At 68.5% G+C, this 19,221-nt stretch carries 18 protein-coding genes; 11 read left to right on the top strand and 7 right to left on the bottom strand.

The window, feature by feature from the left end:
- The first annotated feature begins 25 nt into the window (after positions 1-25).
- The 5 genes from FQ775_RS12295 (at position 26) to FQ775_RS12275 (ending at position 6,014) form a co-directional block, all read left to right on the top strand.
- Positions 26-1,702 carry a pseudouridine synthase gene (locus FQ775_RS12295; protein ID WP_146297799.1) on the top strand — a complete coding sequence of 559 codons (1,677 nt, stop codon included), beginning with the start codon at positions 26-28 and terminating at the stop codon, positions 1,700-1,702.
- Positions 1,702-2,256, top strand: coding sequence for a 16S rRNA (guanine(966)-N(2))-methyltransferase RsmD (rsmD, locus tag FQ775_RS12290; RefSeq protein WP_146297798.1), 555 nt, complete (start codon positions 1,702-1,704; stop codon positions 2,254-2,256). The genes FQ775_RS12295 and rsmD overlap by 1 nt, the downstream gene beginning before the upstream one ends.
- A gap of 111 nt (positions 2,257-2,367) precedes the next feature.
- Positions 2,368-3,756 (top strand): M16 family metallopeptidase, encoded by a 1,389-nt coding sequence (locus tag FQ775_RS12285; RefSeq protein ID WP_146297797.1) that lies wholly within the window; start codon positions 2,368-2,370, stop codon positions 3,754-3,756.
- Positions 3,756-5,123, top strand: coding sequence for a M16 family metallopeptidase (locus FQ775_RS12280; RefSeq protein WP_146297796.1), 1,368 nt, complete (start codon positions 3,756-3,758; stop codon positions 5,121-5,123). Before FQ775_RS12285 ends, FQ775_RS12280 begins: the two co-directional genes overlap by 1 nt.
- 3 nt (positions 5,124-5,126) lie before the next feature.
- Positions 5,127-6,014: a patatin-like phospholipase family protein gene (locus FQ775_RS12275; protein WP_246730103.1), complete on the top strand. Its 888-nt coding sequence runs from the start codon at positions 5,127-5,129 to the stop codon at positions 6,012-6,014.
- Positions 6,015-6,022: 8 nt separating this feature from the next.
- Here FQ775_RS12275 and FQ775_RS12270 read toward each other — a convergent pair whose 3' ends face one another.
- Genes FQ775_RS12270 through FQ775_RS12260 form a run of 3 tightly spaced genes read right to left on the bottom strand, consistent with a single transcriptional unit; the run spans position 6,023 to position 9,732 of the window.
- Positions 6,023-7,450, bottom strand: a complete 1,428-nt coding sequence (locus FQ775_RS12270) for an MATE family efflux transporter (protein WP_246730102.1) — start codon at positions 7,448-7,450, stop codon at positions 6,023-6,025.
- 14 nt (positions 7,451-7,464) lie between these two features.
- On the bottom strand, positions 7,465-7,881 hold the full coding sequence (locus FQ775_RS12265; protein ID WP_146297795.1) for a VOC family protein: 417 nt from the start codon (positions 7,879-7,881) through the stop codon (positions 7,465-7,467).
- A gap of 27 nt (positions 7,882-7,908) precedes the next feature.
- Complete coding sequence (locus FQ775_RS12260; protein ID WP_146297794.1) at positions 7,909-9,732, bottom strand: monovalent cation:proton antiporter-2 (CPA2) family protein; 1,824 nt, start codon at positions 9,730-9,732, stop codon at positions 7,909-7,911.
- Positions 9,733-9,880: 148 nt separating this feature from the next.
- Between FQ775_RS12260 and FQ775_RS12255 the strand changes: the two genes are divergently transcribed.
- From FQ775_RS12255 to lpxK, 6 genes are all read left to right on the top strand, one after another.
- Positions 9,881-11,224, top strand: a complete 1,344-nt coding sequence (locus tag FQ775_RS12255; protein WP_146297793.1) for a TldD/PmbA family protein — start codon at positions 9,881-9,883, stop codon at positions 11,222-11,224.
- Positions 11,211-12,026, top strand: coding sequence for a 3'(2'),5'-bisphosphate nucleotidase CysQ (locus FQ775_RS12250; protein ID WP_146297792.1), 816 nt, complete (start codon positions 11,211-11,213; stop codon positions 12,024-12,026). The genes FQ775_RS12255 and FQ775_RS12250 overlap by 14 nt, the downstream gene beginning before the upstream one ends.
- Before the next feature lie 113 nt (positions 12,027-12,139).
- On the top strand, positions 12,140-12,379 hold the full coding sequence (locus FQ775_RS12245) for a DUF4170 domain-containing protein (RefSeq protein ID WP_146297791.1): 240 nt from the start codon (positions 12,140-12,142) through the stop codon (positions 12,377-12,379).
- A 13-nt stretch (positions 12,380-12,392) separates the two neighbouring features.
- A complete protein-coding gene (locus FQ775_RS12240; protein ID WP_146297790.1) occupies positions 12,393-13,178 on the top strand; it encodes a lysophospholipid acyltransferase family protein in 786 nt (261 codons plus the stop codon).
- The gene (waaA, locus tag FQ775_RS12235; RefSeq protein WP_146297789.1) at positions 13,175-14,494 is read left to right on the top strand and encodes a lipid IV(A) 3-deoxy-D-manno-octulosonic acid transferase; all 1,320 of its coding nucleotides are present in this window, start codon (positions 13,175-13,177) and stop codon (positions 14,492-14,494) included. The genes FQ775_RS12240 and waaA overlap by 4 nt, the downstream gene beginning before the upstream one ends.
- Positions 14,495-14,496: 2 nt before the next feature.
- The gene (gene lpxK / locus FQ775_RS12230; RefSeq protein WP_146297788.1) at positions 14,497-15,540 is read left to right on the top strand and encodes a tetraacyldisaccharide 4'-kinase; all 1,044 of its coding nucleotides are present in this window, start codon (positions 14,497-14,499) and stop codon (positions 15,538-15,540) included.
- An 11-nt stretch (positions 15,541-15,551) separates the two neighbouring features.
- Here lpxK and FQ775_RS12225 read toward each other — a convergent pair whose 3' ends face one another.
- The 4 genes from FQ775_RS12225 to FQ775_RS12210 form a co-directional block, all read right to left on the bottom strand.
- Positions 15,552-15,782 carry a DUF2093 domain-containing protein gene (locus tag FQ775_RS12225; RefSeq protein WP_146297787.1) on the bottom strand — a complete coding sequence of 77 codons (231 nt, stop codon included), beginning with the start codon at positions 15,780-15,782 and terminating at the stop codon, positions 15,552-15,554.
- A gap of 88 nt (positions 15,783-15,870) precedes the next feature.
- On the bottom strand, positions 15,871-17,712 hold the full coding sequence (gene mutL, locus FQ775_RS12220; protein WP_146297786.1) for a DNA mismatch repair endonuclease MutL: 1,842 nt from the start codon (positions 17,710-17,712) through the stop codon (positions 15,871-15,873).
- A 72-nt stretch (positions 17,713-17,784) separates the two neighbouring features.
- Positions 17,785-18,138, bottom strand: a complete 354-nt coding sequence (locus FQ775_RS12215; RefSeq protein ID WP_146297785.1) for a PilZ domain-containing protein — start codon at positions 18,136-18,138, stop codon at positions 17,785-17,787.
- A gap of 97 nt (positions 18,139-18,235) precedes the next feature.
- Complete coding sequence (locus FQ775_RS12210) at positions 18,236-19,138, bottom strand: LysR substrate-binding domain-containing protein (RefSeq protein WP_146297784.1); 903 nt, start codon at positions 19,136-19,138, stop codon at positions 18,236-18,238.
- Between the last annotated feature and the right edge of the window lie 83 nt (positions 19,139-19,221).

Raw genomic sequence — 19,221 nt, 5'->3', positions numbered from 1 at the left:
AGCCGCCCGGAAAGGCCACGACCAGATGAACGACAAAAAAGACGACGGGCGCAATGGCGGCAGGCCCGGCGGCAGCGCGGGCCGGCGGCCTGAGCGGCGCGGTTCGCCAGACGAGCGCCGTGGCGACAAGCATCGCGACGGCAAGCAGCGTGAAGGGGGGCGCCGTGAAGACGGGGCTCGTGAAGGGGGGCGAGGCCATGACCGACCGCGCGGCGGCAAGCCGGGCGGAAAACCGCAGGGCGGCGGTTTCAAGTCGGCCCCGCGCCCGCGTTCCGGAGAAGAACGGGCCAGTGCGGAGGCAGGCGCAGGCGAGCGCATCGCCAAGCGGCTGGCGCGCGCCGGCATCGCCTCGCGGCGCGATGCCGAGGCGCTGATCGAGGCCGGCCGCGTCGCCGTCAACGGCGTGGTGCTCAAGAGCCCCGCGGTCAATGTCTCGGCCAGCGATACGATCACGCTCGACGGCGAACCGATCCCGGCGATCGAGCGCACGCGGCTGTTCCTGTTCCACAAGCCAGCCGGCGTCGTCACCACCAACCGCGACCCGGAAGGCCGCCGGACCGTGTTCGACGCGCTGCCGAAAGACCTGCCGAGGCTGATGACGGTCGGACGGCTCGACATCAACACCGAGGGGCTGCTGCTTCTGACCAATGATGGCGGGCTGGCACGGGTGCTGGAACTGCCGGCGACCGGCTGGCTCAGGCGTTATCGCGTACGCGTCCACGGCACGGTCGACGAGGCGCGGCTGCGCGCGCTCGGCGAGGGCGTGGCGGTCGACGGCGTCTTTTACGGCGCGGTCGAGGCGTCGCTCGAACGCGTGCAGGGCACCAATGCCTGGCTCAGCATCGGCCTCAGGGAAGGCAAGAACCGCGAGGTCAAGAACATCCTCGGCGCGCTCGGGCTCGAGGTTACCCGTCTGATCCGCGTTTCCTACGGGCCGTTCCAGCTGGGCGAACTGGCCGAGGGCGCGGTGCTGGAAGTGCGCGGGCGCACACTGCGCGAGCAGCTTGGCGAGAGGCTGATCGAGGAGGCCGGCGCCAATTTCGACGCGCCGGTCGCGGTGCCGTTCTCCAACAAGCCGGTGGTTGCCGATCGCCCCCGCAAGGAAGAGCGCCCGCCCGCAGGCGGGCGCCGGGGCATCGAGGAGCCGGGCGAGGGCGGGCTGATCCGCAACCGCAAGCGCCAGCGCGAGGATCGGCGCGAGAATGCGCTGTCGCGGCTCGACACCCGGCAACCGGGAAGAGGCCGCAAGGACGAGGAGCGCGGCAAGGACGCACGGCGTTCGCGCACCAGCAACGTCTGGATGGCGCCGGGCGCGCGTCCGGCCGGCAAGAAGGCCGCGAAGCCCGAGCCGGACAGTGCGCCGGAACGGCCGCGCAAGCCGGCTTCCGCGCTGCGCCGGGCGCCCGAACGTGAAGGCGAGGCAGGCCGTCCCGCATCGCGCCCGGGCCAGCCGGCGAGGGACAAGCCGTTTCGCTCACGCGCCGACAGGCCGGCCGGAAAGCCGTTCGCGGGCAGCGAGGCAAAGCGCGACGGAGACAAGCGGGCGCCGGGCGGCGCAGATCACGCTGGCCGGGCGCGGCCCGGCCATGATGCCGGCAAGGGGCGCTACGGCAAGACGGGCGGCCAGTCCGGCTCGTTTGCCGGGAAACCCGGCCGGGGCAAGGGACCGGGAGGGCCGCGCAAGGGGCCGAAGGGCCGCTGATGCGCATCGTCGGCGGGGCGTTTCGCGGCCGTCCGCTCGCAGCACCACGCTCGGACGCGATCCGCCCGACGACCGACCGCACCCGCGAGGCGCTTTTCAACGTGATCTCGCACCGCTATGGCGAACGGCTCGAGGGCGCCCGCGTGCTCGACCTCTTCGCCGGAACGGGGGCTCTCGGGCTGGAAGCGCTGTCGCGTGGCGCAGGCTTCTGCCTTTTCATCGAGGAATCGGCCGAGGGCCGGGCGCTGCTCAGAACCAATATAGAGGCGCTTGGCCTGCAGGGGCGCACCAAGGTCTTCCGCCGCGACGCCACGCGGCTCGGCGAGGCCGGCACCATCCAGCCTTTCGATCTGGTCTTCGCCGACCCGCCCTACGGCAAGGGGTTTGGCGAAAGGGCTTTCGCTGCCGCGCGCGACGGCGGCTGGCTCGGGCCCGGCGCGATGCTGGTGCTCGAAGAGGCGGCGTCCGCCCCGTTCGCCACGCCGGAAGGCTTCACCATTGCCGACGAGCGTCATTATGGCGACACGATCATCCGCTTGATCGAGACGAGTTGAGCCGAACGCGTCGCGGGCGATCCCGAAGAATTCATCCGCCGTGCGTTCGTCGCCGCCCGCCAGATGCGCTAATATTCTGGTGATCAAGCTGCCCCCGAGAGGTGATTCTCCATGATTTTTGCTGATCGAAGCGCCCGGCTGCCGGTGCTCCGTATCGTCCTCGCCCTGGTTTTCTGCGTTGGCGCCGTGCCTGCCGCGTTGGCCGAGACGACGGCGCAAGACGAGGAGAGCAGAGTCACCCGCCATGTGCTCGACAACGGTCTCGAGATCATCGTCATTCCCGACCACCGCGCGCCGGTGGTGACCCACATGCTCTGGTACAAGACCGGCAGCGCCGACGAGACGCCGGGCAAGTCGGGTATCGCGCATTTCTTCGAGCATCTGATGTTCAAGGGCACGACCAACCACGGGCCGGGCGAGTTTTCGCGACGGGTGGCGGAGATCGGAGGCCAGGAGAATGCCTTCACCTCCTACGACTACACCGCCTATTTCCAGCAGGTCACGCCCGAGGCGCTGGAGACGATGATGGCGTTCGAGGCCGACCGCATGCGCAATCTCGTGCTCAGCGACGAGGTTATCGGGCCGGAGCGCGACGTGATCATCGAGGAGCGGAACTCGCGGGTCGAGAACGAGCCGGGCGCGCTGCTGGGCGAGGAGGTCGATGCCACGCTCTACCAGAATCATCCCTACGGCATTCCGGTGATCGGCTGGATGCACGAGATCGAAGAGCTCAACCGGGCCGACGCGATCGCCTTCTACGAGCGCTACTATGCGCCCAACAACGCGGTCCTGGTGGTGGCGGGCGACGTCACCGCCGAACAGGTACGGACACTCGCCGAGGCCACCTACGGCAAGGTGGCGCGCGGCCCTGATTTGCCGCCGCGCATCAGGCCGAAGGAGCCGGAGCAGAACACAAGCCGCACGGTCACGCTCACCGACGCGCGGGTGACGCGGCCGTCCTTCCGCAAGGCATGGGTGGTGCCGTCCTATTCGACGGCCGAGCCGGGCGAGGCGGAGGCGCTCGACCTGCTTTCCGAAATTCTCGGCGGCGGGGTGAGAAGCCGCGCCTACGAGACGCTGGTGGTGGAAAAGGGGATTGCCTCCTCCGTAGGGGCCTATTTCCAGTCGGATGCACTCGACGATACCAGCTTCGAGATCTATGGCGCGCCGCGCGGTGACGCGACGCTCGCCGAGGTCGAGGCGGCGATGGATGCCGAGATCAGCCGCATCGTCGACGACGGTGTCACGGAGAAGGAACTTGCCATGGCCAAGAAGCGCTATGTGCGCAGCATGATCTTCGCCCGCGACAGCCAGCAGGGCATGGCGCGCATCTATGGCGCCACGCTTGCCACCGGCGGCACGATCGAGGACATCGAGGAGTGGCCGCGGCGCATCGAGGCGGTGACGGCCGAGCAAGTCAAAAGCGCTGCGCGCCGTTATCTGTCGCCGGACCGCTCGGTCACCGGCTATCTGCTGCCCGCAACCGAGGAGCGTTCGTGATGCCCGCACTTCTCTGCGCACCGTTCCGGATCGCCCGCCCGCAAGCGGTGGAAGCCGCACGCCTGATCGTGGCCCTGGTGGCGCTGGCCTTCGTGGCGCTGCCGGCGAAGGCGGCCGTCGACATCCAGAAGGTCGAAAGCGAGAGCGGCGTCACGGCCTGGCTGGTCGAGGATTACAGCGTGCCGCTGATCTCGGTGCGGTTCGCCTTCGAGGGCGGCAGCATCCAGGAGCCGGCCGGCCAGGAGGGCCTTGCCCGGCTGATGAGCGGTCTCTTCGATGAAGGTGCCGGCGGGCTGGACCGCGCCGCCTTCCAGGAGCAGCTCGACCAGAGCGGCGCCGAGATGTCGTTCGATTCGGGCGCCGACGCCTTCTACGGCTCGATGCGGATGCTGGCCGAGGAGCGCGAAGCCGCCTTTTCGCTGCTGGCGCTGGCGGTGAACGCGCCGCGCTTCGATCCTGAACCGCTGGCGCGCATCAGCTCGCAACTCGCCAACCGCATTGCGGCGCGCGAGAACGATCCCGACACCAAGGCCAGCATCGCCTGGGCGAGCGCGATCTATGGCGACCATCCCTATGCACGCCGCCAGGAAGGCACGCCCGAAACACTGGCCGCGATCACCGCCGACGATCTGCGCGCCTTTCACCGGCGTCTGTTCGCGCGCGGCAATCTGGTGGTCGGCGTCGTCGGCGCCATCGATGCCGAAACCCTGAAGACCGAGCTCGACAAGGTGTTCGGCAGCCTGCCGGCCGAGCCCGATCTGCAGCCGGTCGAGGTGGTCGAGCCGAAGGTCGACCAGAAGATCCTGCTCGAATTCGACCTGCCGCAGGCCTCGCTCCGCCTCGCCTATCCGGGGATGCGGCGCGACGATCCGCGTTTTTTCGCCGCCTATCTGATGAACCACATTCTCGGCGGCGGCACATTCTCCTCACGCCTGTTCGAGGAGGTGCGCGAGAAACGCGGGCTCGCCTACGGCGTCGGCTCGACCATCGTCAACCGCGATTATTCCTCAGCGCTGATGATCGGCACCTCGACGCGCGCCGACCGGGCGCAGGAGACGCTTTCCGTCATCCGTGACGTGGTGAAGACGATGGCTGAGGAAGGGCCGAGCGAACAGGAACTGGCCGACGCCAAGAACTACGTGCTCGGCGCCTACGCGATCAACAATCTCGACACCTCCTCGGCGATCGCACGAACGCTGGTGGACCTGCAGATCGAGGAACTCGGCATGGACTATATCGAGCGCCGCGAAGAGCTGATCGGCGCAGTGACGCTGGACGAGGTGCGCGAGGCGGCGCGGCTTCTGCTTTCCGGCGAGCCCGCGGTCATGATCGTCGGGCCGGCGGACGAGGCCGGGAAGGAAGGCTGAACCTTGCAGGAAGCGCTGCACCCCCCCGAACGCGCCGCAAGCGGTGGCGATCCGTCCTTTGCCGTCGCCTTCGGCGGTGGCGGCGCGCGCGGGCTGGCCCATATCCATGTCATCGAGGCGCTGGACGAGCTCGGCCTCAGGCCGGCTGTCATCAGCGGCTCCTCGATCGGTGCGATCATGGGCGCCGGCATGGCTGCCGGAATGAGCGGCCGCGACATTCATGACTATGCGCGCTCGGTGCTGTCGCGCCGCGCCGAGGTGGCGACACGCATGTGGCGGGCGCGGCCCGGCACCATCGCCGAGTTCGTCGCAGGCGGGCTGAGGGTCAGCCAGTTCAATGTCGAGCGCATCCTGAAATCCTTCCTCCCCGAAGATATCCCGACGGCCTTCGAGGACCTCAAGATCCCGCTCAAGGTCACCGCGACCGACTACTACAAGCACGAACTGGCCGTGTTCGAGAGCGGCGACCTCATCTCGGCGCTCGCGGCGTCGGCGGCCATTCCGGCCGTGTTCAGGCCGGTCCGGCGCGACGGCCGCATCCTGATCGACGGCGGCATCTACAACCCGGTGCCGTTCGACCTTCTCGAAGGTGCGGCGGACATCGTGATCGGTATCGACGTGGTCGGCGCGCCGGCGCAGGAGGGCGTCAAGATGCCCAACTCGATCGACCTGATGTTCGGCGCCACGCAGCTGATGATGCAGTCGATCATCGCCCACAAGCTGAAGACCTGCCGTCCGGCGATCTTCCTGCGCCCGCCCGTCTCCCGTTTCCGGGTGCTCGACTTCCTGAAGATCGACGCCGTGATGGCGGAGACCGTTTCGATCAAGGACGAGACCAAGCGCGCGGTCGAACTTGCCGTGGAGGAGTATCGCCGGGTGGCGGCGGAGTAGATTCTCCGTCAGCCGGCCGTGGTGGCCTTGCCGGTGGAGAAAGGCGACTGCGCCGCCGGCGGCGGACCCGGCAGCGGTTCGTCGGGCGGTTCGCGCGTCGCGATCCGCGCCAACACCCTGAAACAGACGGCGACCGCCGCCAGCCCGAACACGACCGCGCCCAGGCCCCAGCCGGCGATGACGCCCTTGGCGCCATAATAATGGGCGCCGAGCCAGACGAAGGGGATGATGCCGAGCGTCGAGCGGCCCCAGTTGAAGACGGTCGAATAGGTCGGGTAGCCGAGATTGTTGAAGGCGGCGTTGGCAACGAACAGGGCGCCGTTGAACAGGAAGCTGCCAGCGGCGAACAGGCAGAAGAAGATGACGAGGTCACGCGCCTCGCCGGTGGCGTTGAAGAGCGCGGCGATGGCGTCGGAAAAAAGCGCCAGCAGGGCCCAGGCCGCGAGCACGTAGATGACGGTGACGGCCATGGCGTCGCGCATGGTCGTCTGCAGGCGGTCGAAGCGTCTGGCGCCGTAGTTCTGGCCGAGGATCGGCCCGACCGCGCCGGACAGCGCGAAAATGGCGGCGAAGGCAACCGGGACCAGGCGGCCGATGATCGCCCAGCCGGCCACCGCCTCGTCGCCGAAGCGGGCAATCATCGCGGTGACGTAGGAATTGCCGACCGGCGTCGCGATCTGGGTGGCGACGGCGGGCAGCGCGATGGCAAAGAAGGGTCGGGCGACCGCCATGAAACGGGCACGGTCGGGCAGTCTGACGAGACGGTGGACATGATGGGCGCCGTGCAGGCCGACGATCACCATCACCAGCCGTGACAGCACGGTGGCGATCGCGGCGCCGTCGAGGCCGAGACCGAAGCCGAAGATGAAGAGCGGATCGAGGATGGCGGCGGCGAAGCCGCTCGCCAGCGTCACATACATGGCGCGCCGTGCATCTCCGGTGCCGCGCAGGATGCCGGTCGTGGCCATGCCGACGCCGACGATCGGCGCCGACGGCAGCACGATCTGCAGGAAACGCGTCGCCATGTCGAGCGTTGCGCCCTCGGCGCCGAGCAGCGCGGTGAGCTGCCTCAGGAAAGGCCAGACGAGGGCCGTGATCAGGCCGAGGGTGAGCGCGACATAGAGGATGGCGGCTCCGCCGGCCGCCGCCGCATCATCGCGCGCGCCACGGCCGAGCGCACGCGAGACCAGCGCCGAGGTGGCAATCGTGAGGCCGATGCCGATCGACACGGTGAAGAACATCAGCGTCGAGGCAAAGCCGATCGCGGCCGCCAGTTCCTGCACGCCCAGAAGCGAGATGTAGAACAGGTTGAGCGCGTCGACGACGAAGATGGCGACGAGGCCGATGGAGCCGGTCGCGGTCATGACCACGACATGGCGCATCGTCGAGCCTGCGGTGAATTTCGCCGGCGCTGCGGCCTTGTCCGCTGCTGCCATGGCCGCTCGCGGCGTTACGCCGCGAACACCTTTTCCAGCGAGGCAAAGCCCTTGAACTCGAGCGCGTTGCCCGAGGGATCGCGCAGGAACAGCGTCGCCTGCTCGCCCGGTTGGCCGCGGAAGCGGATTTGCGGCCGCTCGATCCAGGCGATGTCGTCGCGCGCCTCGAGCCGTTCGGCCAGTTCCTGCCAATCGGCCATCTCCAAGACGACACCGAAATGCGGGATGGGCACGGCGACGCCGTCGACCGTGCCGGCGCCCGCCGGATCACCCGTGTCCGGCCGCAAATGCGCGGAGAGCTGGTGGCCGAAGAGCGAGAAATCGACCCAGCTTTCCGACGAGCGCCCGATCTCGCAGCCGAGCACGTCGGCGTAGAAGCGCCGTGTCTCTCCGAGGTCGCGCACCGGAAAGGCGAGGTGGAAGGGCGTCATGAACTGTTCTCCGCTGGCAATTGCCGGCTATTCCGCGGGCTCGGCGCCTTGCGACGCATCTGTCGTTCCGGTCTTGTCGAGCCGGCGGGATTCGCGGCTGGGCTTGATCAGGGGTTCGGGCGTCATCGGGCGGGTCTTGAGCTTGTCGGAGCCGGCATAGAGACCTTCGACGGCCTGGATCGCCAGCCGCTCCTCGTCGCGGCGGCGCACGTCCTCGCCGATCTCGGCAACCGTCTCTTCGTCGAAGCCGAGCGCTTCCAGCGTGCGGCGGCCGAACAGCAGGCCCGATTCGAAGGTCTCGCGCAGCTCGTAGTCGACGCCCTTGGCGCGCAGCTCCAGCGCATGGGTGCGGTCGTAGGAGCGCACATAAAGACGGGCATGCGGATATTCCATCTGCACCAGTTCGACGATCTTGTCGGTCGCCTCCTTCTCGCGCGTGCACACGGCGACGATCTTGGTACGCCGGATGCCGGCGGCCTCGAGCACGTCCTTGCGGGTGCCGTCGCCGAAATAGATGCGGAAGCCGAACTTTTCCACCGCACGCACCCGATTGGCGGAGTGGTCGATGATGGTCACGTCGCGGCCGCCCGACAGGAGGATCTGCGCGGCGATCTGGCCGAAACGCGAAAAGCCGATCATCAGGACATCGGAGCCGGCGCCGTGGAAATCCTCCTCCATCGTCTCCTCCTCCTCGGCGGGGATGAGGAAACGCGAGAGGCCGGACGCGATCGGCGTCAGCACCATCGACAGCGTCACCACCGAGATCAGCAGCGAGGAGGTGTCATGCGAGAAGATCGACGCCGCGGCGGCGGCCGAAAAGATCACGAAACCGAACTCGCCGCCCTGCGGCAGCAGCAGGGCCACGCGCACGGAACTCGCGTGCGGCGACCCGAACAGACGGCAAAGGGCGTAGATGCAGACCGCCTTGAGCACCATGAGAATCGGCACGGCAACGATGATCGTCAGCCAGTTGTCGACGATGACGTCGAGTTCGAGCGACAGGCCGACGGCCATGAAGAAAAGGGCGATCAGAATGCCGCGGAAGGGCTCGATGTCGGCTTCCAGTTCGTGCCGGTAGGATGATTCGGCGAGCATCACGCCGGCGATGAAGGCGCCCATCGCCATCGAAAGGCCGGCGAACTGCATCAGCGCGGCGGCACCCAGGACGACGAACAGGGCGGCCGCGATCATCGCCTCCTTGGCGCCGGTGTTGGCGATGATCCGGAAGAGCGGGTTGAGCAAGTAACGCCCGGCCGCCAAGAGCGCGACGATGGCGACGACGGCGATTGCGAACTGTTCGAGGCCGGAGCGCTCGCCCTCGCCGCCGCCGGGCGCGAAGAGCGGCACCAGCGCGAGGAGGGGAACGATGGCCAAATCCTGGAACAGCAGGATCGAAAACGCCGTCTGGCCGTAATTGCGGTTGGTGTCGCCGCGCTCCTCGAGAAGCTGCATGGCAAAGGCCGTCGACGACAGCGCCAGCGCAAAGCCGACGATCACCGCAGGCTGCCATTCGAGCCCGGTCATGGCGAGTGTGGCCGCGGTCAGGACGATGCCGGTGATGACGACCTGGGCCAGGCCGAGCCCGAAGATTTCCCGCCGCATCGCCCAGAGCCGCGACGGCTTCAGTTCGAGCCCGATGATGAACAGGAGGAGCACGACCCCCAGTTCGGCGACGTGCAGCAGACCCTCGCCATCGGTGATCAGCGCCGCGACCGGGCCGATCGCCACGCCCGCGGCCAGGTAGCCGAGGACCGTTGCCATGCCGACGCGCTTGAACAGCGGCGCCGCGACGACGGCGCCGCCGAGCAGCAGCAGTGCCTGCGAGAAATAGGTCGCGCCCTCGGCAGCCATGTCGTTCCCCTGCTTGTCGACCGAACCTTGATGCGGGCCCGCCTGGCGTCCGCCCATTGCACATGCATGCGCGGGGCAATAGATGGGGGCTGTCCGCGACGCTGCCAACGCTGCCCGCATGGCGAGGCCTTCCAACCGGGAATACCGCATGTCGGAACCGATGAATACCGAAAAGCTCGTCGATACGGTGAGCGCGCTTGTCGAGGCCGGACGCCGTGCTGGCGCCGAGGTGGCCGACGCGGTGGTGGTGCGCAGCCGCTCGACCAGCGTCTCGGTGCGACTCGGCAAGGTCGAATCGACCGACGCCTCGGAAAGCGACAACATCTCGCTCAGGGTGTTTGTCGGCAAGCGCGTCGCCAGCGTCTCGGCGACGGCCGGCGCCGACGCGGCCGCGCTGGCCGAGCGGGCGGTCGCCATGGCCAAGGCGTCGCCGGAAGACCCCCACCAGGGACTGGCGGACGAGGAATTCCTGGCGCGCCAGGTCCCCGACCTCGATCTCTTCGACGCAACCGAAATCGGCGCCGACCGGCTGCGCGCCGACGCTCTCGCCGCCGAGGAAGCCGCGCTAGCGGTCGAAGGCGTCACCAATTCCAGCGGCGCCGGCGCCAGCGCCGGCCTTGGCGGGCTGATGCTTGCGACCTCCAGCGGTTTTGTCGGCCAGTATGTCGCCTCGCGCTTCTCGCGTTCCGTCAGCGTCGTCGCCGGCGAGGGCACGGCGATGGAACGCGATTACGAGTTTTCCTCGCGGCTGCATTTCGCCGATCTGGAGGATGCGGCGGCGATCGGCCGCAAGGCCGGCGAGCGCACCGTCAGGCGGCTTGGCGCGCGCAAGGCGAAAAGCGGTCCGGTGACCGTCGTCTACGACCCGCGCGTGGCGCGCGGCATTGCCGGGCATCTCGCCGGCGCGATCAATGGCGCGTCGGTCGCCCGCAAGACCAGCTTCCTGCGTGACAGCATGGGCAAGAAGGTCGCCAACGCGGCGGTCACGGTGACGGACGAGCCGCGGCGCGTGCGCGGCCCGTCTTCGCGGCCCTTCGACGGGGAAGGTGTCGCCGGCCTGCCGCTCGTCATGGTCGACAAGGGCGTGCTCGGCCACTGGCTGCTTTCGACCGCCGTGGCGCGCGAACTCGGACTGGAGACCAATGGCCGCGGGGTGCGTTCGGGATCGTCGATCACCCCGTCCTCGACGAACTTCGCGATCGAGCCGGGCGAGGCCACGCCCGAAGACTTCATCGGTGCGCTGAAGTCCGGCTTCTACGTCACAGAGGTGTTCGGCCAGGGCGTCAACATGGTCACCGGCGAGTACAGCCGCGGCGCCTCGGGCTTCTGGATCGAGAATGGCCAGATCACCTACCCGGTGTCGGAAGTGACGATCGCGGCCAACCTCAAGGACATGTTCCTCAACATGATACCGGCCAACGACATCGACCGCCATTTCGGCACGGCCGCTCCCACGCTTCTGATCGAGGGCATGACGCTTGCCGGGAGCTGAGGCGTTTTCTTCCGACGAGTCCGATCTCGACCTCGTTCGAGACGCCGCGGCCGAGGCCGGCCGCATCGCGCTGCGCTACTTCCGCAAGGATCCCGATGTGTGGATGAAAGGCGGCAATTCGCCGGTGAGCGAAGCCGACATCAGTGTCGATCGCTTCCTGCGCAGGACGCTCGGCGGCGCCCGGCCGGATTATGGCTGGCTGTCGGAAGAGACCGCCGGCCATGAGCGTAGGGGCGCGCACCGGACCTTCGTCGTCGATCCCATCGACGGCACGCGCGGCTTCATCGAAGGCCGCAGCACCTGGTGCGTCAGCGTCGCCGTGGTGGAAGGCGGCCGGGCCGTTGCCGGCGTGCTCGACTGCCCGGCGAAAAACGAAATCTACTGGGCTCGGCGAGGCGCGGGCGCGTTCTTGAACGGCCGAGCCATCGCGGTGCGCAAGGCCGGCCCGACGCCGATGGTCGGCGGCCCGAAACCGCTCATCGATGCGGTCGCCGAGCCACTGCGCGCAACGCTGAAGCGGACCCCCTACGTACCATCGCTCGCCTACCGCATCGCGCTGATCGCCTCGGGCCAGCTCGACGCGACCTTCGTCAAACCCAATTCCCATGACTGGGATCTCGCCGCGGTCGACCTCGTCCTGACCGAGGCCGGCGGCGAAGTGCTCGACGAGAACGGAGATCGTCCGATCTATGCCGGTCCGTCACCGCGCCATGGAGCCCTGGTCGCCGGCAGCGGCCCGCTCCTGGCCGGGCTGGCGCGGGCCATCGCCGCAGGGGCGCCTGAATCGGCCGGCACACGGTGAGCCTTGTCCCCGGCTGCCGGCGAAAGCTTACGTAAACGGCAAAGCGCAGGTTTCCAATCGCGCCGGAATGATCTAAGCAGATTCGATTTTCACCAACATGCACGGACACCGAAATGGCTGAGGACACAGGCAAGAAGCAGCTTTTGCACCTCGTCTTCGGCGGAGAGCTCAAATCATTGAAGGGCGTCGAGTTTCGCGATCTGAACGACCTCGACATCGTCGGCGTCTTCCCCGACTACGCGACGGCGGAAACAGCCTGGCGGTCGAAGGCCCAGCAGACGGTCGACAACGCCCATATGCGCTATTTCATCGTGCATCTGCATCGTCTCCTCGACCCCGAGGCGGACGGTTAGCGGGGCGACAGCGATGACGGATGAGCGGCTCGGCCGCATCGATGACGCGCATGCATTGCGCCGCGGGCGATGGTCGACGATGAGGAAGTCCTTGTGGCGGAAGATGCGGGTCCGGCTCGCACAGTCCGATCTCGTGAACGGTGCCCTTGTCGGCGCGATCTCGCTGGCGCTGCGCTTCATCTACCTGACCAACCGCACCGCCAGGGGCTCGCAGGACGCGCAGCGGGCGTTCGACGCGCATGCCCCGGGAATTGCCGCCTTCTGGCATGGCCAGCACATCCTGGCGCCCTGCATGAAACCGAAGGGCGTGGAAATGGCGGCGCTGTTTTCGCGCAGCAAGGACGCCGAACTCAACGCGCGGGTGGCGGAACGCTTCGGTTTTGCCGTCGTGCGCGGTTCGGGCGGGCGCGACCGCGCCCGGACGCTCGAAAAAGGCGGCATCAGGGCGCTGCTTGCCCTCAAAAAGGCGCTCGACGATGAGAAAGCCGTGGCCATGATTGCCGACATTCCCCACGGCACCCCGCGCGAGGCCGGCCTCGGCATCGTCATGCTTGGCCGCATTTCCGGCCGGCCGATCGTGCCGGTGGCGCTGGCAACGAGCCGCCGCAAGGTCATCGAGAGCAGCTGGGACAAGACCACCATCAACCTGCCCTTCGGGCGCAAGGCAGTGGTGTTCGGCGACCCGGTGCTGGTCCCGGCCAATGCCAGCGACGAGGAACTGGAGGCCAAGCGCCGCGAGATCACCGACGGCCTCAACGCGGCTACAGCCGAAGCCTACAGGCTCGTCGACGGGCCATGAGCGAACGCTGGGCCCGCACCATCCTGTCGGCCTACCGGATGGCCGGCGCCGCCGTCTATCCGCTGGTCGGCGGTTACATCGCCTGGCGCTCGACCAAGGGCAAGGAGGAGGCGGGCCGGCGGCGCGAACGCTACGGCTTCACCCGCATCGCGCGGCCAAGGGGCCCGCTGGTGTGGATGCACGCGGCCAGCGTCGGTGAAACCAATGCGGTGATCCCGCTGGTGGAACGCATTGTCGGCTACGGCATCGGCGTCGTCATGACGACGGGCACTGTCACCTCGGCGCGGGTCGTTCGCGAGCGCTTCGGCGACAGGGTCATCCACCAATATGTGCCGCTCGACCTGAAGCCGACGGTGAACCGCTTCCTGTCGCACTGGTCGCCGGACCTCGCCATCATCGCCGAATCCGAGATATGGCCGATGACCATCCTGGAGCTCGGCGCCCGGCGGGTGCCGCAGGTGCTGGTCAACGGGCGGCTGTCGGACCGCTCCTTCGCCGCCTGGAAGAAGCGCTCCTACCTGGCCGAGGCTTTGATGGAAAATCTCGCCCATGTGGTGGCGCAGTCGGAAGAGGACGGCGCGCGCTTCGCCGCGCTCGGCGCGCGCCCGGTGACCGTCTCGGGCAATCTGAAGGTCGACACCGACCCGCCGCAGGCTGATCCGGAAAAGCTTGCCGCGCTTGCCAAGGACGTTGCCGGCCGCCCGACCTGGGCCGCGATCTCCACCCATGACGGCGAGGAGGAAATCGCCGCCGACGTTCACCTGCTCCTGAAGGCACGCCACGCCGGCATCCTGACCATCATCGTGCCGCGCCATCCCGACCGGGCCGACACGCTGGAAGCGATGTTTTCGGCCAAGGGGCTGACGACGGCGCGCCAGAGCCGCGGCGACCGCGTGTCGCCGGCGACCGACATCCTGTTCGGCGACACGATCGGCGACATGGGGCTCTATCTGCGCCTGACCGAGATCGCCTTTGTCGGCCGCTCGCTGGAGGCCGAGGGCGGGCAGAATCCGATCGAGCCCGCCATGCTCGATACGGCGGTGCTGTCGGGACGCAACGTCCAGAATTTCCGCGAGGCCTACCACCAGCTGATCGAGCGCGGCGGCGCGCGCCTCGTCAATGACCGCGAGATGCTGGCCGGCGCGGTCAACTTCCTTCTCAACAATGAGGGCAAGCGCCGCGAGATGATGGCTGCCGGCCGCGCCACCGTCGACGAGATGCGCGGCGCGCTGGCGGCGACGCTGCGTGCGCTCGAACCCTACATCCAGCCGCTGATCGTGAAAGCCCGGCTCGAGGACGGTTCCGGGAGGCGCTGACGGTGACCAGCGAAGCCCCTCCGTTCTGGTGGGAAGAGCCGGACTGGCGCGCGCGCGTTCTGTCGCCGGTGTCCTGGGTCTACGGTGTCGTCGCCGGCCGCCGCATGGCGCATGCGCGCCGCGAAAAGATTGCAGCGCCGGTGCTCTGCGTCGGCAACCTGACCGTTGGCGGCTCGGGCAAGACGCCGACGGCGATCGCCATGGCGCGAGCGGCCAGACGCGCCGGCCTGAAGCCGGGCATCCTCTCGCGCGGCCATGGCGGCGGCATCGCTGCTGAGCCGCATCTCGTCGACCGCGACCATGACAGTGCCCGCCATGTCGGCGACGAACCGCTGCTCCTTGCGCGTCATGCGTCGGTCGTCGTGACGCCGCGGCGGGCCGACGGCGCCCGGCTGCTGCTCGAAAAGGGCTGCGATTTCCTGATCATGGATGACGGCTTCCAGAGCGCGCGCATCCATGCCGACCTGTCGCTGATCGTGATCGACGCGCGGCGCGGGCTGGGCAACGGCCACACGATACCGGGCGGCCCGATGCGGGCGCCGCTCAACCGCCAGATGGGCTATGCCGATGCGGTGCTGGTCGTCGGCGAGGGCGACAGCGCCGCGGCGGTGGTGCGGCTTGCCTCGCGCGCCGGCAAGCCGGTCTACGCGGCGACGCTGAGGACAGTGAAGGCGAAGCGGCTCGCCGGACGCGACTTCCTCGCCTTTGCCGGTATCGGCGATCCGGAGAAATTCTTCCGCACCGTGTCGGAGGCCGGCGGCCATGTCGCGCAGCGCCGCGTCTTCGGCGACCACCACGCCTTTGCGGAGGACGACCTGGCCGAACTGGCCGCCGACGCGCGGGCGAAGAAGCTCGAACTGGTGACGACGGAGAAGGACGCCGTGCGGCTGGCGACCGGGTCGCAGGCGGCGCGCGATTTCGTAGCCGGACTGGAAGTCGTCGCCGTGGAGATGAAGTTCGAACTGGCTTCGGTGCCCGACCGTATCATCGCCGACACGATCGAGGCGTACGACGTGCGCCGCCACGGCGTGTCGCGGGCAGGGTAAGCCGGCGACGCTCAGCCGCGCTTGCGCAGTCCGGGGTCGACGTCGATCTCGCGGCTGAGCGAGATCGCGGCGCTGGCATAGGCCTCCTGGCGCGCGACGCTCCAGTATTTGAGCTCGTCGAGCGGGATCGCTTCGCCGGTGACGGCGCAGCGCACGAAGGAGCCCGGGCTGGCGACCTGAAAGTCGCCGTCCAGATAGCGCAACCGCGCTTCCTTCGCGCCTGGTCCTTCGAACCGGTTCATCCGCCGTTCGGCCTCTTCGTCATGAGTGCGCCCTAAGCGCCATATTTCCGCTGCCGGGTCAAGCCGGTTGCGCCCGCGTGCGGCGCCGTCAGCGGCGGCCGAACAGGCGCTCGATGTCGCTGAGCTTGAGTTCGATATAGGTCGGGCGGCCGTGATTGCAGGTTGCCGAGCCCGGCGTCGCCTCCATCTGCCTCAAAAGCGCATTCATCTCGTCGGGCTTGAGCCGGCGGCCGGAACGCACCGAGCCGTGGCAGGCCATGGTGGCGGCGATCTGGTCGAGGCGCTCCCGGAGCGTCTCGGCGGTGTCGTTTTCGGCGATCTCGTCGGCGAGGTCGCGCACCAGCGCGGCAATGTCGGTCTCGCCAAGCATGGCCGGCGTCTCGCGCACGGCGACCGCGCCGGGGCCGAAACGTTCAAGCCCGAGGCCGAAACGTTTCAGCGTTTCGGCGTGGCGGGCGAGGCGGTCGGCGTCGTCTTCGGCAAGGTCGACGATCTCCGGCATCAAAAGCAGTTGCGCGGCGAGCGGGCGCGCGTGAAGGGCGTTCTTCAGCGCCTCGTAGACCAGCCGCTCATGTGCCGCATGCTGGTCGACGATGACCAGCGCGTCCTCGGTCTGGGCGACGATGTAGTTCTCGTGGACCTGCGCCCGGGCCGCGCCGAGCGGCGCGCGCAAGGTTTCGGCGGGCGGTTCGGCAAGGGCGGCCCCGGCGTCGCCGCTGGGTGCCGCGGCCGTTTTGAAGGTGGCCTGCCCGTCCTCCCCGAAACCCGACAGCGGCCGCTGCGGTGAACGCGCGAGGTCGAAGGGCATCGATGCATAGGCGCGCTGCAGCCCGTCATGCGAGCGGTGCTGGTTGGCGGGGCCGGGATGCGAGGCGGGCATGCCGCCGGGCCGGAAGGCACCGGCGAGGCCCGCCGCGGCGCTTGTCGCCGGGCGGATGCCGGCGCCGGCGAGCGCCTGGCGGATGGCGCCGATGATGAGGCCGCGCACCAGCCCCGGGTCGCGGAAGCGTACATCGGCCTTGGCCGGGTGGACGTTGACGTCGACCAGTGCCGGGTCGAGCGTCAGGAACAGGGCGGCGACCGCGTGGCGGTCGCGCGGCAGCACGTCCTGATAGGCGGCGCGGATCGCCATCGCGATCTGGCGGTCGCGCACCGGCCGGCCGTTGACATAGGCATATTGCTGCAGGGCGTTGGCGCGCGTGAAGGACGGGATGGAGACCTGCGCGGCAAGCCTTACGCCCTCGCGCTCGGCTTCGACCTCGAGCGCATTGGCCGGGAACTCCTCGCCCAGCACCCGCGCCAGCCGCCGCAGCGTGCCCTCGGCGTCGCCGGTCTCGGCGGGCAGGTCGAGCCGCGTCCGGTCGCTGCCGGACAGGGTGAAGCGCACCGCGGGAAAGGCCACCGCGATGCGCCTGACGACGTCGGTCACGGCGCTGGTCTCGGCGCGCTCGCCCTTCATGAATTTCAGCCGCGCCGGGGTGGCGAAGAAGAGGTCGCGCACCTCGACCATCGTGCCGGGATTGGCGGGTGCGGGATGCGGGCGCGAGATTTCGCCGCCTACGACCGCGATCTCGCTGCCGTCGTTGGCGCCGCGGGCGCGGCTGCGAATCGAAAGCCGCGCCACCGCTCCGATCGACGGCAGCGCCTCGCCACGGAAGCCGAGCGAGCGGATGTCGTGGATATCGTCGGCAAGCTTGGAGGTGCAGTGGCGCGCGATCGCCAGAGGCAGTTCGTCGGCCGGGATGCCGCTGCCGTCGTCGATGACGCGGATCAGGTTGAGCCCGCCGCCGGCGGTCGTGACCTCGATGCGGGTGGCGCCGGCGTCGAGCGCGTTCTCGACCAGTTCCTTGACGACGCTCGCCGGCCGCTCGATCACCTCGCCGGCGGCGATCTGGTTGACCATGGTGTCGGTAAGCTGGCGGATCGGCATGCCCGCGCTTATAGCCGGATTCGGCGCCAAGCACAGGTGGTGCGCGGGCGCCAGACACGGCGGGCGGCGAACTCAGCGCTGGTAGCTCGGCAGTTTCGCGATGCGGTCGACGAATGTGGTCGGCAGGGGGTGGGCGAAGGTGGCGTTGATGAGCAGGCGGTCGCGGTTGAGCACGTAGCAGACAATGCGCTCGTTGCTGAAGGGAAAGCGGACATAGAAGGAGTCCGGCAGGTCGGCGATGCCGCGCGTGTCGAGCTGGATGCCGCCTTCGGAGATGTTGCGCACCAGCGCCTTGGCTTCCCGCAGCGAACGGATACCACGGGAGAACTGGATTTCCGCCAGGATGGCGACAGGCCGCCGGCGATAGCGCCGCTTCTCGGCGGTCGCCGCCTGTGATGCGCCTTTGCGCGCCAGTGTGCCGTCCATGGCCGTTGCTACCCGTGAGCGTTGCCGACCCCGAATGCGGATTCTGACATTCGGGGGTTATCAAACCGTTACGTATGAAACAGATGCCGGCGGACCATCAGGCCTGCGCAAGCAGCCAGTCGCGAACCTTCAGCGCGTTCGGCGACAGGTCGCGGTCGCGCTGCCAGACGACATGGAACCATTTGCCGGTCGCCATGGCGTGGCCGGTGACCCGGGTGAGCAGTCCGCTGGCCAGGAGCCGTTCGGCAAGATGGCGCCAGCCGAGCGCGATGCCCTGGCCTTCCATGACCGCCTGGATGACCAGCGCATAGTCGTTGATCAGCAGCCCGCGGGCGGCCACCGGGCCGGCGTGGCCGGCCGAGCGGAACCAGTCGGACCAGCTTGCCGCCTCGCGATAGGGTTCCTCGAGATGGATGAGCCGGTGCTGGTGCAGATCCTCCACGGTGCGCGGCAGGCCGAAACGTGCGGCATAGGCGGGGCTTGCGACCGGGAAGATTTCCTCTTCCGCCAGTGGCAACGCCTCGTAGCGCGGCCAGTCCCTGGGGTCGCCGCCGCGGATGCCGAGCGGAATGCGCTCGGCGACGATGTCGAGGTCGCGCTCGGCGGTCTGGATGCGCAGGTCGACGCCGGGCACCTCGTCGCGGAACTGCTGCAGGCGCGGCATCATCCAGAAGGAGGCGAAGGCGGTTGAGGCCGACAGCGTCACATGGCCGCCCGTGGCCGCCAGGCGCAGGTCTTCGGCCGATTTGCGGATATGCGACAGGCCGAGCGCCACGTCGGCGAAAAAGCGCGCGCCAGCCTCGGTCAGGAGCACCTTGCGGTGGCGGCGCTCGAACAGCGGCACGCCGAGCTGTTCCTCGAGCCCGCGGATGGCATAGGAGACGGCGGCCTGGCTCATGCCGAGCTCACGGCCGGCGGCAGTGAAGCTCTCCAGCCGGCCGGCGGCCTCGAAGACGATCAGATTGCCGGCCGAGGGCAGCAGGTGGCGCAGGCTTTGCATAAGTCAAGCTTATACAAGAAATGAAGATTTTCCAGCGTCACAGCGACCGGTGGCGCGGTTAGGGTCGACCAGGCTTTTGCTCC

The sequence above is a fragment of the Nitratireductor mangrovi genome (genome assembly GCF_007922615.2).
Taxonomy (GTDB): Bacteria; Pseudomonadota; Alphaproteobacteria; order Rhizobiales; family Rhizobiaceae; genus Mangrovimarina; species Mangrovimarina mangrovi.
This window is presented reverse-complemented; position numbering and strand designations above follow the sequence as displayed.